This window comes from bacterium, assembly GCA_020444325.1.
GTDB lineage: Bacteria > Bacteroidota > Ignavibacteria > SZUA-365 > SZUA-365 > BM516.
Window position 1 is genome coordinate 42,504 of sequence record JAHLLD010000005.1, and the last position, 16,128, is coordinate 58,631.

General features: G+C 56.4%; 13 protein-coding genes. 9 read left to right on the forward strand and 4 right to left on the reverse strand.

What is annotated here, in order from left to right; all coding sequences use genetic code 11:
• On the reverse strand, nucleotides 1-315 hold the full coding sequence (locus KQI65_08300; GenBank protein ID MCB2204736.1) for a hypothetical protein: 315 nt from the start codon (nucleotides 313-315) through the stop codon (nucleotides 1-3).
• 79 nt (nucleotides 316-394) lie between these two features.
• On the opposite strand from KQI65_08300, the gene KQI65_08305 reads away from it, so the two are divergent.
• The 6 genes from KQI65_08305 (at nucleotide 395) to KQI65_08330 (ending at nucleotide 7,928) form a co-directional block, all read left to right on the forward strand.
• Complete coding sequence (locus KQI65_08305; GenBank protein ID MCB2204737.1) at nucleotides 395-1,861, forward strand: FAD-binding protein; 1,467 nt, start codon at nucleotides 395-397, stop codon at nucleotides 1,859-1,861.
• A 33-nt stretch (nucleotides 1,862-1,894) separates the two neighbouring features.
• Nucleotides 1,895-2,401, forward strand: a complete 507-nt coding sequence (locus tag KQI65_08310; protein ID MCB2204738.1) for a gluconate 2-dehydrogenase subunit 3 family protein — start codon at nucleotides 1,895-1,897, stop codon at nucleotides 2,399-2,401.
• On the forward strand, nucleotides 2,398-3,852 hold the full coding sequence (locus tag KQI65_08315; GenBank protein MCB2204739.1) for a GMC family oxidoreductase: 1,455 nt from the start codon (nucleotides 2,398-2,400) through the stop codon (nucleotides 3,850-3,852). The genes KQI65_08310 and KQI65_08315 overlap by 4 nt, the downstream gene beginning before the upstream one ends.
• Nucleotides 3,853-3,862: 10 nt before the next feature.
• Entirely contained in the window at nucleotides 3,863-5,317 is a 1,455-nt protein-coding gene (locus KQI65_08320; protein MCB2204740.1) for a hypothetical protein, read from the forward strand.
• Between the two features lie 56 nt (nucleotides 5,318-5,373).
• On the forward strand, nucleotides 5,374-6,111 hold the full coding sequence (locus KQI65_08325) for a hypothetical protein (protein ID MCB2204741.1): 738 nt from the start codon (nucleotides 5,374-5,376) through the stop codon (nucleotides 6,109-6,111).
• Nucleotides 6,112-6,239: 128 nt separating this feature from the next.
• Entirely contained in the window at nucleotides 6,240-7,928 is a 1,689-nt protein-coding gene (locus KQI65_08330) for a M2 family metallopeptidase (protein MCB2204742.1), read from the forward strand.
• Between the two features lie 83 nt (nucleotides 7,929-8,011).
• On the opposite strand, the gene KQI65_08335 is transcribed toward KQI65_08330, so the two are convergent.
• Complete coding sequence (locus KQI65_08335; GenBank protein MCB2204743.1) at nucleotides 8,012-9,853, reverse strand: alpha/beta fold hydrolase; 1,842 nt, start codon at nucleotides 9,851-9,853, stop codon at nucleotides 8,012-8,014.
• Nucleotides 9,854-10,020: 167 nt separating this feature from the next.
• Between KQI65_08335 and KQI65_08340 the strand changes: the two genes are divergently transcribed.
• Together KQI65_08340 and KQI65_08345 are read left to right on the forward strand one after the other, a co-directional pair.
• Entirely contained in the window at nucleotides 10,021-12,153 is a 2,133-nt protein-coding gene (locus KQI65_08340; GenBank protein MCB2204744.1) for a S46 family peptidase, read from the forward strand.
• A 68-nt stretch (nucleotides 12,154-12,221) separates the two neighbouring features.
• Nucleotides 12,222-12,998, forward strand: coding sequence for an MBL fold metallo-hydrolase (locus KQI65_08345; protein ID MCB2204745.1), 777 nt, complete (start codon nucleotides 12,222-12,224; stop codon nucleotides 12,996-12,998).
• A 56-nt stretch (nucleotides 12,999-13,054) separates the two neighbouring features.
• On the opposite strand, the gene KQI65_08350 is transcribed toward KQI65_08345, so the two are convergent.
• Nucleotides 13,055-13,891 carry an energy transducer TonB gene (locus tag KQI65_08350; GenBank protein ID MCB2204746.1) on the reverse strand — a complete coding sequence of 279 codons (837 nt, stop codon included), beginning with the start codon at nucleotides 13,889-13,891 and terminating at the stop codon, nucleotides 13,055-13,057.
• A 317-nt stretch (nucleotides 13,892-14,208) separates the two neighbouring features.
• On the opposite strand from KQI65_08350, the gene KQI65_08355 reads away from it, so the two are divergent.
• A complete protein-coding gene (locus KQI65_08355; protein ID MCB2204747.1) occupies nucleotides 14,209-15,276 on the forward strand; it encodes a hypothetical protein in 1,068 nt (355 codons plus the stop codon).
• 11 nt (nucleotides 15,277-15,287) lie between these two features.
• Here KQI65_08355 and lgt read toward each other — a convergent pair whose 3' ends face one another.
• Nucleotides 15,288-16,073 carry a prolipoprotein diacylglyceryl transferase gene (gene lgt / locus KQI65_08360; GenBank protein MCB2204748.1) on the reverse strand — a complete coding sequence of 262 codons (786 nt, stop codon included), beginning with the start codon at nucleotides 16,071-16,073 and terminating at the stop codon, nucleotides 15,288-15,290.
• Nucleotides 16,074-16,128 lie beyond the last annotated feature (55 nt).

The window sequence follows — 16,128 nt, forward strand, 5'->3', positions numbered from 1 at the left end:
TCAGTCGTTCATTCGCATGTGCGCTGATGAACTCGCATGTGCGCTGATGAACTGCGTGCAAGAAATATAACACTTGAGAAACTCGAAGGTTACAGGGATTTCTGCGTACCCTGAACTTTCTCTGTTCGATTTGTTGACATTAAGCTCAAATCTTGCTATAATTTCCCGCAACCCTAAGTGAATAATTGTTAGTGCTTTGAGGACTGTCGCCCCAAAGCGTCCCAAGCCCTCTGTCTTTCCAGGGACAGCAGTATTTGCAGTTTCTGGACGAAAACCGCGTTTTTTTTCGATGGTCATCGCGTCAGTTTCGTCCATTTTGGAGCTCTGCGATTCACTGCAAACCGGGCCGCGGCACATTTCAACTGCACCACAGAGAAAGGTGCGTAGAGCCAGCATGAAAATTGAAAGCAGGAAGCAATGGAGCAACATTGCCGGCAATCAGCAATCCGTTCCAATGCTGAGTTTCTGGCCGGAGAGCAGGGAGGACATTGCCGAGATCATTCTGCGCGCGGAACAGGACAACCGCCGGGTCCGCGCCGTGGGGTCGAGCCATTCATGGTCCGATGTCGCGAGAACGGAAGATTATCTCGTTTATCCCCAGAAACTCAATCGCGTACTCGACGTTCACAGCTATCAGCTGCGTGAGCACACGCATATCAATCCTGATTTTCTGATGTACGTACAGTCCGGCATCACAATTCGAGAGTTGAACGATGTGCTTGACGGGAAAGGACTCGCGCTGATCAACCTGGGGGGGTATGACGGACAGACGGTATGTGGTGTGACATCCACTTCCACGCACGGATCCGGGATACAGATCGGTCCCCTCAGTGATTTCATTCAGTCGATGGAAGTCGTCGGCGATCACGGGAAATGCTATCGCATCGAACCCTCGGTGGAATCGGGCAGGGCGTTGACGGACCCCGAACAGTTCCGCGCCGCATTTCCCGACAGGGAGAAATTCGAACTGGTGCAGGATGATCAGTGGTTCAACGCTTCGCTCGTCGGCATGGGCTGCCTGGGCGTTATCTATGCCGTGGTGCTCAAAGTGCGCAGCGCGTTCCTTCTGCGTGAGACCCGGACGCTGACCACATGGCGCGCCGTCAAGGAGGATTTGAAAAACGGCGGCATCTATCACAAGAAAGACCACTATGAGCTGCTGCTCAATCCCTATGTGGTCGATGGGGAGCATCGCTGCCTGATCACGCATCGCGTTGAAACGGAAAAACCAGGGGACAGATCGCGCAGCATCTACGTGAAGTACAAGGCGGTGCTCGATGTCTCCGCCTGGTTCAGCAAACTGCTGGCCTGGCTCTGGCCCTCGAAAATCAAGAACACGCTCAATTCCGCAATCGGGGCGCTCGAGGACGATGATTATACGGAGAAGAGTTACCGGGTCTTCCATATCGGTGAGGCGAACGATATTCCCGTACTCTCTTCGGAGTTCGCCGTGCCAGTGGAACGCGACATGTATATCCGTGCCATTGAGATTCTTTTTGAAACCGCGGAGAAGCTCGGGCGAGAGGAACATCTATATCTGACCGTGCCCCTGGCCGTGCGCTTTGTCCACGCGACCGACGCCCTTCTGTCGCCGCAGAACAGACGTGATACCTGTATGCTGGAAGTCATTGGACTCAAAGGCGTGAAAAATACCGTACGCATCATGGCGGCGATCGAAGAAGCGCTCAGGCAGGTCGATGTGCGTCCCCACTGGGGCCAGCTCAACCACATGCAGGCGAAGGATCTGCGCGACATGTACGGAAGCAACCTGGAGAGGTGGCGAGAGGTGTATCAGCGCCTGAACGGGCAGGGGACGTTCTCCTCCGCCTTCACCGCGCGCATGGGTTTTGATCAACACTGAGGCGGCGCACGCGCCGGAAAGGAAGATACAGACATGCCTGAGTATCAGCCCCGCTTCTTCAACCACGATGACTTTGAAGGACTGATCGCCATCATCGATACGATGATCGAGACCAAAGGACAGGATGCGGTGCTTCCACGGATGGCTGCGCAGAGGGTGGACGAGTATCTCTCCAGCGTGGACGCGCCGGCGGTGTCAGCCATCCGGCTCGCCATCGACGCGATCGATTCGTGGTACATGCCGCTGCTGCTTGCCTTTCAATTCGGGCGCTTTCGGGATCTCTCCGTGCAGCGCCGGCGAAAAGTGCTCGAGCGCATTATCGATGCCAAAGGACTCTTCAAACTCATCGCGCTCACCCGTGATGGTGCCAGGGATGCAGCCCGCACCTTGAAACTCCTCTCCTCCGTCGGCTACTACAGCAGTCCGGAAGGCATGCGACAGGTTGGATATCTCCCCGTGGAGGAGCGTCCCCGGTTCAGGGAACTCGACCAGGCGCCGCCACAGTACCCGGATCCCTTTCCGCAGGGAGGTGCACAATGAGAAAGGAATATGATGTGGTCATCATCGGGTCCGGTGCCTCAGGCAGCGTCATGGCATATCAGACCATACGCAACAATCCGGGCATCAGCATCGCCGTCGTCGAACGCGGCTTTCGTGTGCACCCGCAGAGTTTCCAGCATGATTCCCTGCGCATGATGGCGCGCATATACAAGAACGGCGGACTACAGACCACCAGTGACAACGATGTCGTGTTCGCGCAGGGTCAGGCAGTTGGTGGGTCGACGGTCATCAATAACGCCATCTGGTTCCGAGCCGATCTCGAAACACTGCTTCCCCGCTGGGCCAAAAAGGAAGCGCATATTGACCTTCCTTCAATGCTCGCAGCCTATCAAGAGATTGAGAATGTATTGCACGTGCAGGATATCGATCCCGCCATCGCGAACGACGCATCGGAATTCTTTCTGCGTGGCTGTCGGGAATTGAATATCCGTGCAGGCTACCTGCGTCATAACCGCGAAGCCTGCCTGGGTTGCGGCTGGTGCAATTTCGGCTGCCGCTACAACCGGAAGACTTCCATGCTTGTCACCTACCTGCCCTGGGCGGAACAGCGTGGCGTCGACATTATTGATGGCTGCAGCAATGTGCGTATTGTCCATGCTGCAGGAGAAGGACAGGCGGTGGAATTCCGCGGCGTCGGTACCTCGTTTGATCCCTCCGCCCGTGTGCAGATCAAGGCCGGAAAGATCATCGTCTGTGCAGGAGCGATCGGTTCCAGTGAAGTGCTGCTGCGCAGTGGCATCAATCCCCGGGGAAGAACGGGGAAGAATTTCCATGCGCTGGGCGGCGTACTCGTCTCTGCCGAAGCTCCGGAGGAACTGCATTCCTATGACAAAATCGGTCTCACCTGTGTGGCGCATGCGCATCCCGATTATCTGATCGAATCCTATTTCACACCGCCCGCCGTGTTTTCCCTGAGCATGAGCGGATGGTTTGAGGAACATCACCGGAAGATGCTCAGGTACACGCACTACGCACAGGCAGGCGTGATGGTTGCCACCGATCCCAACGGCAGCATCGGCATCAACAAGAAAGGCGAAGTGCAGATCGATCTCACGTTTTCGCCGCGCGATGTGGGCAGGCTGCGTGAAGGGATCAAGACCATCGGCAGCATTTTCTTCGCGGCCGGAGCGCTCAATGTTATCCCGGCTACATATAAGGGAATGGATTTTCACTCGCTGCAGGAGCTTTCCAGGATCGATGAGGATATCAGGGAGGCGGATGATCTGCTGATCGGATCAGCGCATCCCCAGGGAGGAAACGTCATGAGTGATGATCCGCGGCAGGGCGTCGTCGACAGCGGCTTCCGCGTGCATGGCATGAGCAATGTGTATGTCGCTGATGCCAGTGTTTTCCCGACCAATATCAAGGCGAATTGCCAGGCCACGGTGATGGCGTTGGCACATTGTGCATCAAGTGTGATCTTTTCATGAGAGGGACGTAATGCATATCGTGCTCCACCCCCGTGCCGCGCCCCCGGATCGTTTGCGCTTCTGGGTCGGCGTGTTCGAGACGCGTTCGCGTCCCGCACTCCGTTTTACCATCAACGGTGTCAGGCGCACTCCCACAGCGCTGCGCGAAGTCGCGAGTGTGCGTCCCCCGGAACAGCTTGCCGCAGGATCCAATCCCACGCGCACATGGACGGGAGTCTATGAGTTCGACGCGCTGCATGCAGCTTCGCCCCATCACATCACCGTCAGCGGGAGGGGGGTACGAGCGGAAATGCGTTTTCGTACGCTGCCGGAAAGGCTGCCTGACGAATTCGAACAGAGTTTCAACATACTGCTCGTATCATGTTTCCATCAGCAGGAGGATCGTGCGGGACTCGCAGGCAGAATCGTTTCCCGTCTCCCTTCAGCTCTGCGGCCGCATCTTTCCCTGCTGATGGGAGACCAGGTCTACCTCGACCTGCCGACATTGCAGAATTTTCCCGACGATCTTCCGTGGCTCGCGGAAAAATTTGAACGCGATTATGTGAAGAACTTGAAAGGGGCACCGGGCTATGCCCAGGTGCTCGATGCGGCACCAAGTGCGGCCATTCCTGACGACCATGAATTCTGGAACAACTATCCGCATGTGAGTCCGTTCATCGGCAATTCCCATTCCGCGGGCGGAAGGGCGCGCTGGCGCAGCGCCGCGATGACGGCATACGAAGGATTCCAGCTCGGCTACCCTGCCGCCAGCGGGGAACCGCAAATCTACACGATTGAACCGTTGTCGATTTTTGTCGCCGATCTGCGGAGCCTTCGCGATCCGGACCGTGCCTTCCTCATGACCGAAGGGGCGCATCAGCGATTTGAACAGTGGGTGACCGAGGTGATTCAAAACGGCTGGTATCCCGCCTTCGTCAGCGGACAGTCGATGTTCACCGAGGCAGCCGGCAGCATCGCAGGGAAGGTCGGCGATTATGAACTGCCGAACTACGGCGACTACGACCGCATTGCGCGGCAGCTTCGCCGCTTCGCGGATGCGGGCATCCCCACCCTCTGCCTTACCGGCGATGTGCACTGGGGTCGCATACTGGAAAGCGTCGATGCGCGCACGCAGCAGAAGAGCTTTTATGAAATCATCTCCTCCCCGTCGTCACTCGTGACGACTGTGGGATCGGATCAGTTCAGTGCCGTGAAAGCGTTTTTCGTCGGACTCTTTTCCGATCCGCCTCCCTGGCCGCGGCATTCCGATCCCGCGTCGCCACCTGAGTATTTCGCTCAGGATGCGCTTTCAAAACGCTTCCGGAACAGGCCGCTCTATGGACACAGGGGCAATCATGTCGTCCTGCTTCAATGCAAGCGCTTCGCGGGAGGCATCAAGGTAAAACCCAGTTACTGGCCGTTGAGTGACGATTCGGAGCAGAATCAGCCGCGAAGGCTGCCGGTCATACAACTGGTCCGAAGATAATTGCACGTGGAACAAGGACAATTGCACAAAATCGCAGACACGCAGAGGAAAGCATCATGCTTCATATACTGACATCAACCGCCGCCCGTCCCAGTCCTGGATTCAAGGAAGCGAAACGGAAGCGTGGCGAAAACAATCTTCAGTGGATTCAGCGCAACAGAACGGAAGGAGACGGGGTGCCGATACTCCTCGTCGGCGGACGCGGACCTGTCTCCTTCCGGTTGCGCACTGCACAGGCACAGCTCAGGCATACGCTTGAACCGAGCCACTGGTCGCACTGCATGCTCCTGGATGAAGCGGGGAAGTCCATCGGCGCAACGAAGGTTCATGAGATCAGTCTCGAGCCGCCCGGGGGATTCGGTTTTCCTCCGCCCACAAACGGGTTGCAGCAGGGAAGTCTCAAACAGTATGCTTCGGCCGACGCCTGGCCGAATATCGCGCTGCTCGAAATTCCGGTCGCGCGCAGGGAGATCCGTGCTGCCATGAAACGCTACCAGATGCAGCGCGCCGTGCTCGATACGGTAGAACTGATGCTGCGCTGGCTGAGCTGGGCCTGGGGCGTCGGGACGCAGGGGAATCCTCTGCTCGAAAACCACGGCATTCCTTCCGCCGCCATGCTCGAAGTGCTGTTCGGTGCCGTGGGATTTGATCTGACTCCCGGACTCGAAAGCCGCGCCAGCTGTCCCGAAGCGATCTGGCAGGCTGCGAAATGGTGGCACGATTTCTACAGCAAGCAGGAGCGCCAGGCTCCTGTCGGTGCGTGGTGTGTCGATCATCGAATGGATTTCCCCTGAGGATAATGCAGCAATAGGCTGCCGCCTTTTCCCTCCTTATTCACAGCAGTTCCGGAAGATCGGAATTCCGGACGCTGCTGTGTATTTTTCCTTTCTACATATTTGCCTACGCTCATCATGGAGGTTTCATGCATCGTTTGCGTGGTATTGTCAGTGTCATCCTGCTTGCGGGTTTGATGACAGCCTGCGGAACATCAGAAAAGGACAAGATGGAAACGGAACTCAAAACATTTATCGCAAAGTTTGAATCGGAAGTGAAGCCGCTCAGCAAGGAAGCGGGCATTTCGTATTTCGACGCCACGATATCGGGGAATGAGGAAGACTATAAAAAGGCCGCGGATCTGGAGCTGGAGTACAGCAAGGTGTTCGCCAACAAGGAGGATTTTGCGACGCTCAAACGCATACGGGATTCCCGCGCCGTGCAGGATCCCCTGCTCGCACGGCAGCTTGAAGTGCTGTATCACGCCTATCTCGGCAAGCAGATCGACGAAGCGAAACTGGAAGCAATGATCCGCCTGCAGACGGAAAACGAAAAGAAATTTTCCACCTTCCGCGCCACGGTCAATGGAAAGCAGTATACCGACAACGAGATTGAAGAACTGCTGAGCACGTCCACCGACAACGCGGAACTCGAAGCGGCCTGGCGCGCAAGCAAGGAAATCGGTCCGGTGGTTGCCGACGACGTCCTGCGCCTTGTGAAAATGCGTAATGAGGCGGCCCGCGAAATGGGGTTTGACAACTATCATGCGATGCAGCTCGAACTCAGCGAGCAGGATCCCGAGGAAATCGCTCTGCTGTTTGACGAACTCGACGAGTTGACGCGCGGCACTTTTGCGGAGTTGAAGGCAGACATGGACGAGAAGCTCGCGGCCCGCTATGGTATCGCGGCGGAGGATCTCATGCCCTGGCATTACCAGAACCGCTTTTTCCAGGAAGCACCGAAAGTGTACGACACTGATCTCGATGTCTTTTACAAGGACAAGGACATCGTCGCGCTGGCGGAGTCGTACTATGCGGGACTGCAGCTTCCGATTGACGACCTGGTCGCAAAAAGCGATCTGTATGAAAAGGAAGGGAAATACCAGCATGCGTACTGCACCGACATCGACCGTGAGGGTGATGTGCGCGTGGTATGCAATATCAAACCGAACTACAACTGGATGAACACCACGCTGCATGAGTACGGACATGCGGTGTATGACAAGTTCAACGATCGCTCCGTGCCCTGGGTGCTGCGCGAGCCCGCGCATACGTTTACCACCGAAGCCATCGCCATGATGTTCGGCCGCCTGGCCAGCAATCCGACCTGGCTTGTCGAGGTCGCCGGTGTTCCCGCTGAGGATGTCGAAGCCGTCGCATCAGATATGACCGCGTCGCTGCGCCTCGAGCAGCTGGTGTTCAGCCGCTGGGCACAGGTGATGTATCGTTTCGAGAAGTCCATGTACGAAAACCCGGACCAGGATCTGAACGCGCTGTGGTGGGAGCTCGTCGAACGCTACCAGATGCTGCACAAGCCCGAGGGACGCAATGCGCCGGACTGGGCGACGAAGATTCATGTCGCACTCTATCCAGCCTATTACCACAACTACCTCATGGGCGAACTTCTCGCTTCCCAGCTACATGCAAAGATCTGCCGCGACATCGTAGGCGATGCCGATATCTCGCGTGAGGTCTATGCAAACAATCCCGCCGTGGGACAGTTTCTCGTCGAGAAGGTGTTCAAGCCGGGTGCGACCATGCACTGGAATGACATGATTGAAAAGGCCACGGGCGAAAAGCTTACGGCACAATACTATGCGAAGCAGTTTGTGAACTGATCACGCTGCGATTCGCTTCTCATGGAACGGCCCGTGCAGTGTCACACTGCACGGGCCGTTTTCCTTTCACATGTCTTTGCAGATCAGCGAAGCAGAAGCAGCTTCACCCTGTCCACATGTCCGCCGCTGCGCAGCACGGCGAAATACATGCCCGTCGGAAGTGCCCCGGAAGAGAAAGCGGCGTCATGCATTCCCGCCTGCAGCGGACCGTCCTGCAATACGCGCACTTCACGTCCGCGGCTGTCATATATCGAAAGGCGGCAATTCCCGTTGTGTGCTGTCACGTAGCGAATATGTCCCGCCGTGCGCACAGGCTGCGGCCAGCTCGCCGCGATATGCGCATGATCGGCGACAGGCTGCGCCGTGACGGAAGTAGGGATTTCATAATCGAAATAGAGTTCGAAGTATGACCAGGGCTCGTCTCCTCCCGTGGAAAACCGGGTGATGGAATTCGATACGGGACCCACGACATAGTTGCCGAAGTTATTCTGCTGATCGGGGAGGAGAGCGATACCCGCACTCACGCGCGCCTCAATCAGGTGCCCAGCTCGCAGCGTGTGCATGACGGTATTCAGTTCAACCTCAACGGTGGTGTCGGCCGTGCCGGGCAGCTGCACGTGGGAGCGCGTGATGGATCTGCGTGTATTGTTGACCGTATCGACATCGTAGAGCAAAAGGTTGAACTGTATCTGCGCACCGGTACCGCCGCCACGGACGACCCATTTCCCCGGTCGCGTGCTGATGCGAAAAGGAAGCTCCCTGTTGAGCTCAAACGCTTGACGATATGTCTGCGTGGTTGAGCCCAGCAGGTTGACGTAGGTGAAATTCTGGTTGTTTTCGCTGCGATCGGGTTCGTAGTGGAGTCCACGCCGCGTGAAATAAAATCGCACGGGATACATGCTTTCGGGAAGCATGCTGCCGTTGCCGAGCCAGTGATCCTCCTCGTTGGCAGCATAGACGCGATGCGTACCTGTCGACGCATCGATGAATGTCACCGCGCTGTCAGGGGATGCCACCCCGGCGAATTGCTGCTCATCCTTGAGCCAGTATGCGAGCCAGCGATTGAGCACGTCATTGACATACGCCTGCTGCTCCGGCTGCGTGGGCAGTTCGTGTGCCGCGGGATACAGCACGATGCGTTTGGGTGCGGAGATATTCGCGAACTGGCGCAGCCCGGCGTTCTGATCGAAGAACTCGTCATAATAGCTGATGAACATTGCGACGGGAGTGGTGACGGATTGTTCACGTTGTTTGGTGGAGTGAGTGTGCAGGAAGGGCTCCAGGAAGCTGAAGTCTCCGCTTTCGCGGGCGTGGTTGATGGAGTCCTGGACGGACGTATCGAAACGTACGGCGGTCGACAGCCAGGCAGCGGCAAATGCCCAGTTCATTGCATTCGCACCGAGCCAGTTTTCCTCGCAGCGTCCATTCGCGATGAAAGAGGCGACGGCTCGAACGCCCATATCGTACGCTGCGGCGTTCCACGCGTGTAATCCCCCCTGCGACCCACCCATGACGGCGACGCGTTCGCTGCGCACATTCGGCAGGTTTTTGGTGAAGGCGATCAGTTCACGGAGATCGCCAAGAATGCGACCACTGGTGAAGAAATCAAACTCTCCACCCGACGCACCCTGTCCCCGCACACTGTACCCGGTGACCGCATAGCCCTGCAGCGCGAGTCCGATTGCCGTTGCGCGAAGCTGATCTTTCGATCCTGCGAAGCCATGGACGAGCAGCACGGCGGGATATCCCTCAGCTGGCGGAGGTAGCAGTGGATAGACATAGAATGCATCAAGCTGTACGGCATCACTCATTTGCAGTGTCGTGTCTCGCACGACCTGTGCGCGGAGCGGCGGAGATGTCACCAACAGCAGCGCGACACATGCGAATGCACCAGCACATGCGAGTCTGGCGTTTCGAAAGCGCATGGAAGCCTCCTTCCTGAATTATGTTGCGTGTGCAATGTCTGCATGATACGAAAGTCTCGTCCCCCGTTAAAATGCCGCAGTTCCGCTCCCCTGTTATTTTCCGTATCTTTATCATTCCGCGCATCGCGCGCGCCACGTTCATGCTTCTTTACCGGAGGTTCGCACACATGCTACGACGTACGCTGCATGCAATCAGTATCACTCTCGCCTTGTTCCTGACCGTTTCCCTGACTGCGGATGAAGGTATGTATCCGCTCAGTGAGATCTCCCGCCTCGACTTGCAGTCGAAAGGACTGGAGATTCCCGTTTCCGAGATCTACAATCCTGACGGTGTCAGTCTCGTCGATGCCATCTGCCAGGTCGGCGGCGGCACGGGGGAATTCGTTTCCGCGGACGGACTGATTCTCACGAATCACCACATCGCCTTCCGCGGTGTCACCAACGCCAGTACACCTGAGCATGATTACCTGCGTGAAGGCTTCACGGCCAGTACACGTGCGGAAGAGCTGCCTGCGGAAGGCTATGTCTGCCGGATCACGGAAGGCTATCGCGATGTTTCCGCGGAGGTTCTCAACGTGGTGAAGGACTTCATGACTCCCGCCGAGCGCAGTGATGCGATTCGTGCGAAGATGCGTACGATCGCGACGGATGCAGAAAATGGACGCGAAAACATTTCCTGTGAAGTCTCCGAGATGTTTCCCGGGAAAACCTATGTGCTTTTCACATACCGTATCATCAGGGATGTGCGTCTCGTGTACGTTCCGCCCCTCAGCGTCGGGAACTACGGCGGCGAGACCGACAACTGGATCTGGCCGCGGCATACGGGCGACTTCTCCTTCCTCCGCGCCTATGTGGCGCCCGACGGCAGCACCGCCGCGTACAGCAAGGACAACGTCCCCTTCGAGCCGAAACGTTTTATCAAGGTTGCCCCGGAAGGTGTGAGCAAAGACGATTTCGTTTTTATCCTCGGGTATCCCGGACGCACGTACCGTCACAAGGTTTCCGAGTATATCGCACTGTATGAGAAGACCATACTTCCGTATCTCAGTACGCGATATGACTACATGATTGAAACGATGGAGGATGCTTCCCGTGACAATCGTGCGCTGCAGCTGGAGTTTGCGAACATGATCAAGGGACTGGCGAACGCAACGAAGAACTACAAGGGTAAGCTTCAGGGACTGCGCCGACTCGATCTGGTCGCCAAGCGGCGGGCGGAAGAGGAGAAGCTGCAGTCCTTCATCACGGCGAACGCCGCGCTCAGCAGCAAGTACGGCACGGTGCTGCAGGATCTTTCGCAGGTGTACCAGGATTACAATGCTACCGCTCTGCAGGAAATCATCGTCACCCTGCTGGGACGCAACGCGTACCTGAGCCTTTTCGCTTCCGTGGAGGCCGCCATTGAAAAGGGTGATCTCGACGATACGAAGCGCGGGCGGCTCAAAGAGGCCATCGACAGCCAGTTCGCCTCGATGGCACAGGATGTGGAGAAGGATTTCCTCGCCACGCTGCTTCTTGATTTCTCGACCCTTCCCGTCGGTCAGCAGCCGAAGGAACTGGCCGCCATCGTGCCTGATGGCGACATGAAGCGCAGGGAAGCTGTCGACGCCGTGCTTGCCCGCTTCGCTGAGAGTCCTCTTTCCACTGCTGAAGGTGTGAAAGCCATGGCAAGCTGGGATGACAATACCATCAAATCATCGAAAGATCCCTTCATTCAGTTCGCGCGTCAGCTGCAGCTGATGAACCGGACCATCATCGAACGCCGGAAAACCCGCGACGGCGAACTCAAGCGTCTGGAAGCGGAGTTCATCGACGCCAAGATGGCGTGGCAGCAAAAAGATTTCATTCCCGATGCCAACCTCACCCTGCGTCTCACCTACGGGTACATTCGCGGCTATGCACCCGCCGATGCCACGTATTATTATCCGCAGACGACGCTGACCGGCGTGATGGAAAAGAACACCGGTGAGGAGCCCTTCAATGCGCCCGAGCGACTGGTGGAGCTTTACAACACGGGTGCCTACGACAAGGCGTTCGAAGATAAGGTTCTTGAGGATGTCCCGGTCGGCATGCTTTACAACATGGACACGACGGGAGGAAACTCCGGGAGTCCGGTACTCAACGCCCGTGGCGAACTGGTGGGCGTCAATTTTGACCGCGCTTATGAAGCGACAGTGAACGATTATCAGTGGAGCGAAACCTACAGCCGTTCCATCGGCGTGGATATTCGCTACGTGCTGTTCATCGCGAAATACCTGGGCGAAGCCGACTTCCTGCTCCGTGAACTGGGCGTCAGCTGATTCTCCCCACATCACAACATTTGCGGCGCAGGAGCCTTCCATCCTGCGCCGCTTTTATAGAAGGCAGTATGCATATCATCGTCCTGAATTCCGGAAGCAATGGCAACGCCGTATACGTGGAATCCCGCAGCAGCGGAGCCGGCATTCTTCTCGATTGCGGCATTTCACGCCGCCAGATTGAATTGCGCATGAAAGTGCACGGACGCTTTGCCCAGCATCTCAGGGGCGTGTTCATTACACATGAGCACGCCGACCATGTGCGGGGACTTCCCGTACTCACCCGGAGCTATCCCATCAGCACGTACATCACCGAGGAGACCTACAGGCGCATGCATCGCAATCGTCCCTACAAGGGACACCGCTTTATCGCCCACGGGGAAGAGGTGACCGTGGAAGACATGCGCATTCAGGCCTTTCCCAAAAACCACGACGCCGCGGATCCCGTGTATTTTCTCATCACGGTAGGGGAGAAGCGTTTTCTGTACGTCACCGATCTCGGGGAGCACAACGAGGAGGTTGCCACGAAGCTTGCGTCGGTCGATGCGGCATTGATCGAAAGCAACTACGATGAAGGGATGCTGGAGGACGGACCCTATCCCGCGTATCTGAAAGCTCGCATTCGATCAGAGCACGGACACCTCTCGAACCTGCAGGCGATGGAGCTGCTGCGGGCGCATGCGAACAGTCATCTCCACACGCTCATTCTCGGCCATCTCAGTGAAAACAATAACACACCTGAGCGCGTGCAGTATGAGGTCGACCGGCTGCTCGCCGAGCGCGCAGACTTTCGTCCACGTGTCGTCATCGCCTCACGCTACACCGTCGGGGATGTACTGACCATATAAAAAACGTCCCTCCGTGGACGCGAAGGGACGCTGGAATCTCTGAGAGTGGAGAGAGATCAGAGATAGGATTTCTTCATTTCAAGTTCCTGCGTAAGACGATCGACACTGCTGCCGGAGAGTGTGCGCGCATTGATGACGCCGGATCCCGGCCCTGCAGCCTGCACACGGGCACTGCGGCGATCCTGCAGATCACGACGCCAGTTGCTGTCTTCTGCATCCGCCACGGGCGCGTCGCCGCTGCGGTTCAACTCGATTTCCTTGTGGATGCGCAGAATCGCGTTTTCCTTTTTCTCGGCCAGAAGACGGTGAATGCTTTTCGCCGCTGCGACTTTCTCTTCCATCTGACGCTGAATTTCCCTGATCTTGCTTTCGGATGCTTCCGTACGCGCCATCAGAAAATCTTCGAATTTCTTCATCACCAGTTCATACTCCTGCTGCACACGCGCCAGCTCGAGGCGTGAATGCCAGTATGCTTCGGGATCCGAGGAGAGAAGGAAATAGAAGGGAACGGAGATGCGAAAGTCTCGCGGCAGGCCTTTTACCGTGGCGAACCCAGCGGGGAAGTGCGCTTTCATCGCGCTGATCAGCGCGGCATTGTCGAGCTCCGCAATACCGGAACTCACGGAAATTTCACTGTAGACCACTTCGCCTTCGGAGGTGACGTACATTTCAATTTCCACAACACCTTCCACGCCTTCGTTGAGCTGCCCGACCGGGTAATCCGGGAGCATGAACTCAGGCTGCATGGATGATGTAAAGCGGATGTCCTCACCTTCTTCGGGGAGTGTGAAGAGCGGAGGAATGAAGCCGCGGGATGATGCGTTCTGAGCCTGTGTATATGTTAACGCAGTGACTGCGGAGAACAGCAGAAAGAGGTAGAAGAATCTTTGCATAGAACCTCTCCAGTGGTAGGGTCTTGTGCAGTTCAGGCGAGACCTTCCTGAACGGGTCTATGCACGTTACACGGAAATCCATTTAAATGCAATGCTGCCATGAGTAGATCATGAGTTTTTTGTAAATAAAATTATCCGGAAAGTGAAATCCGACAAAAATACAGTCGAAAGTGTGAAGAATAGTCACTATTTTCAATGACTTACGAGAATTGCTTCACGAACGCAGTGGCACGGGAATCGCCTGAATGCAGCGTTGGTTGATGAGGTACTTACATGGAATTTTATCCGATCGACGTGCGGGATCGGATGCTGCGGATGTGATATTTCCACTCCTCGGCAGAATTATCACCGCGGTTGTTATTATCACGGTACAGGGACAGTTGAATGCTCAGCCGTTTTTTTATCATGGCATGGATCGGGGCAGTGAGGCGCAGTATTCACCGCTGACGGTACTTCTCAATGGAGGGTATGATATTCTGCAACTGGACAAGTATGCCCAGGATATTTTCAAATATCCGCTGGCGCGCAATGCATCCATTGTTGGAGAAAACCTCGGGCGTCCCCTTCCCCTGATCAATCATTACGGTTGGGGACGCTGGCTGCGGACGGAGGTGCTGCCGCTGAATTTCAGCAGCGGGGCCAGCTGGTGGCCTAACTACCAGCTGCACTTGATCGGGGGTGGCATGACGTATCGCAGACTGCAGGAATGGTATGCGCAGCATGAACTGCCGCTGCCGGAACTCTGGTCTGCCGCAACGGTGATGGGGTATCATCTGCTGAATGAAATGGTGGAGAACAACAGCGTCGAAGGTGAACTGATCGATCCGATCGCGGATATCTATCTGTTCGATATCGGCGGCATCCTGTTGTTCAGTTCCGATGCGGTCGCACGCTTCTTCAGTGAAGAACTGCATATGACGGACTGGTCACTGCAGCCGACGCTGATGGCGACGGACGGGACGCTGCGCAATGTCGGACAGTACTTCGTCGTGCGCTACGATCTGCCGTTCTGGGAACACTACGCCGTGACGTATGTCTTCGGACTCAACGGCATGGCCGGACTCAGCCGCCGCTTTGAGGATGGGAATGCGGTCTCGGTGGTGATGGGACTGCGGGCGCGCGATATTTTTGAGGACGATGAAAATCCCCTCGCGCTGAATGCGAAGCTCACATGGAATGCAGCTGTATACTGGGATATGGAAAATTCCCTGCTCGCATCGCTGGTGTTCAGCGGGATTTCATCAAACGTGATGACGTTGAATGTATATCCCGGTGTGTTTGGCGCCTCACCATGGACACCGGGTGCCTGGTGCACCCTGACCGCACAGGGGAAGCTGATGGGAGGAATTACGATGCGATGGGTGCCCGGACTCGGACTGCGATGAAAGCCGCAGGGTTACGATTTCTCCTGTACAACCTCTTTTGCGTCACGCGTGATCAGCCAGACACCGAAGATCACAAGTGGAATACTCAACAGCTGTCCCATGGTAATCGGCATGGAGGGATCGAGGGTAGACTGTCCGGTCTTGAAGAATTCGAGCACAAAACGCGCACTGAATAGCATGGTGACCATGCTGCCCGTCATCTTTCCCTGCTTGTTGCCGAGTCCCCTGCGATACAGCGTCAGCATGATGAGGAAAATAATCAGATAGGCCAGTGCTTCGTATAGCTGTACGGGGTGACGGGGGATGGAGTCGACGCGGGAAAACACGACGGCCCAGGGCATATCGGTCGGCAGGCCGAGGATTTCCGAATTCATGAAGTTTCCGAGGCGTACGAATATCGCTGCCAGCGGTATGACAAGCGAAACCCTGTCCGCCACCCAGAGAAAGCTCGTTCCAGGCGTGCGGCGTGCGAAGAGGAGCAGGGCGATGATGATACCGGCCGCAGCGCCGTGACTGGCGAGCCCGCCTTCCCAGATCTTGAGGATTTCAATCGGATTGCTCAGGTAGAATTCCGGACTGTAGAAGAGACAATGTCCGAGTCGTGCGCCGACAACGACGGCGACGAACACGTAAAGGAACAGCCGGTTCAGTAGTTCATCACTGCGGTGCTCGCGGCGGAACACCCAGGCCATGATGGAGAAACTGCTGAGAAAGGCCAGGGAGAAAAGCAATCCATACCAGCGAATGTGAAGGCCGCCGATGGAGAGCAGTTCGGGATCGGGATTCCAGGTAAACATTGTGCCCAGTCAATAGTAAGGGAGGATGCGTGGCGTTGCGCCTGTCCATCAAGTA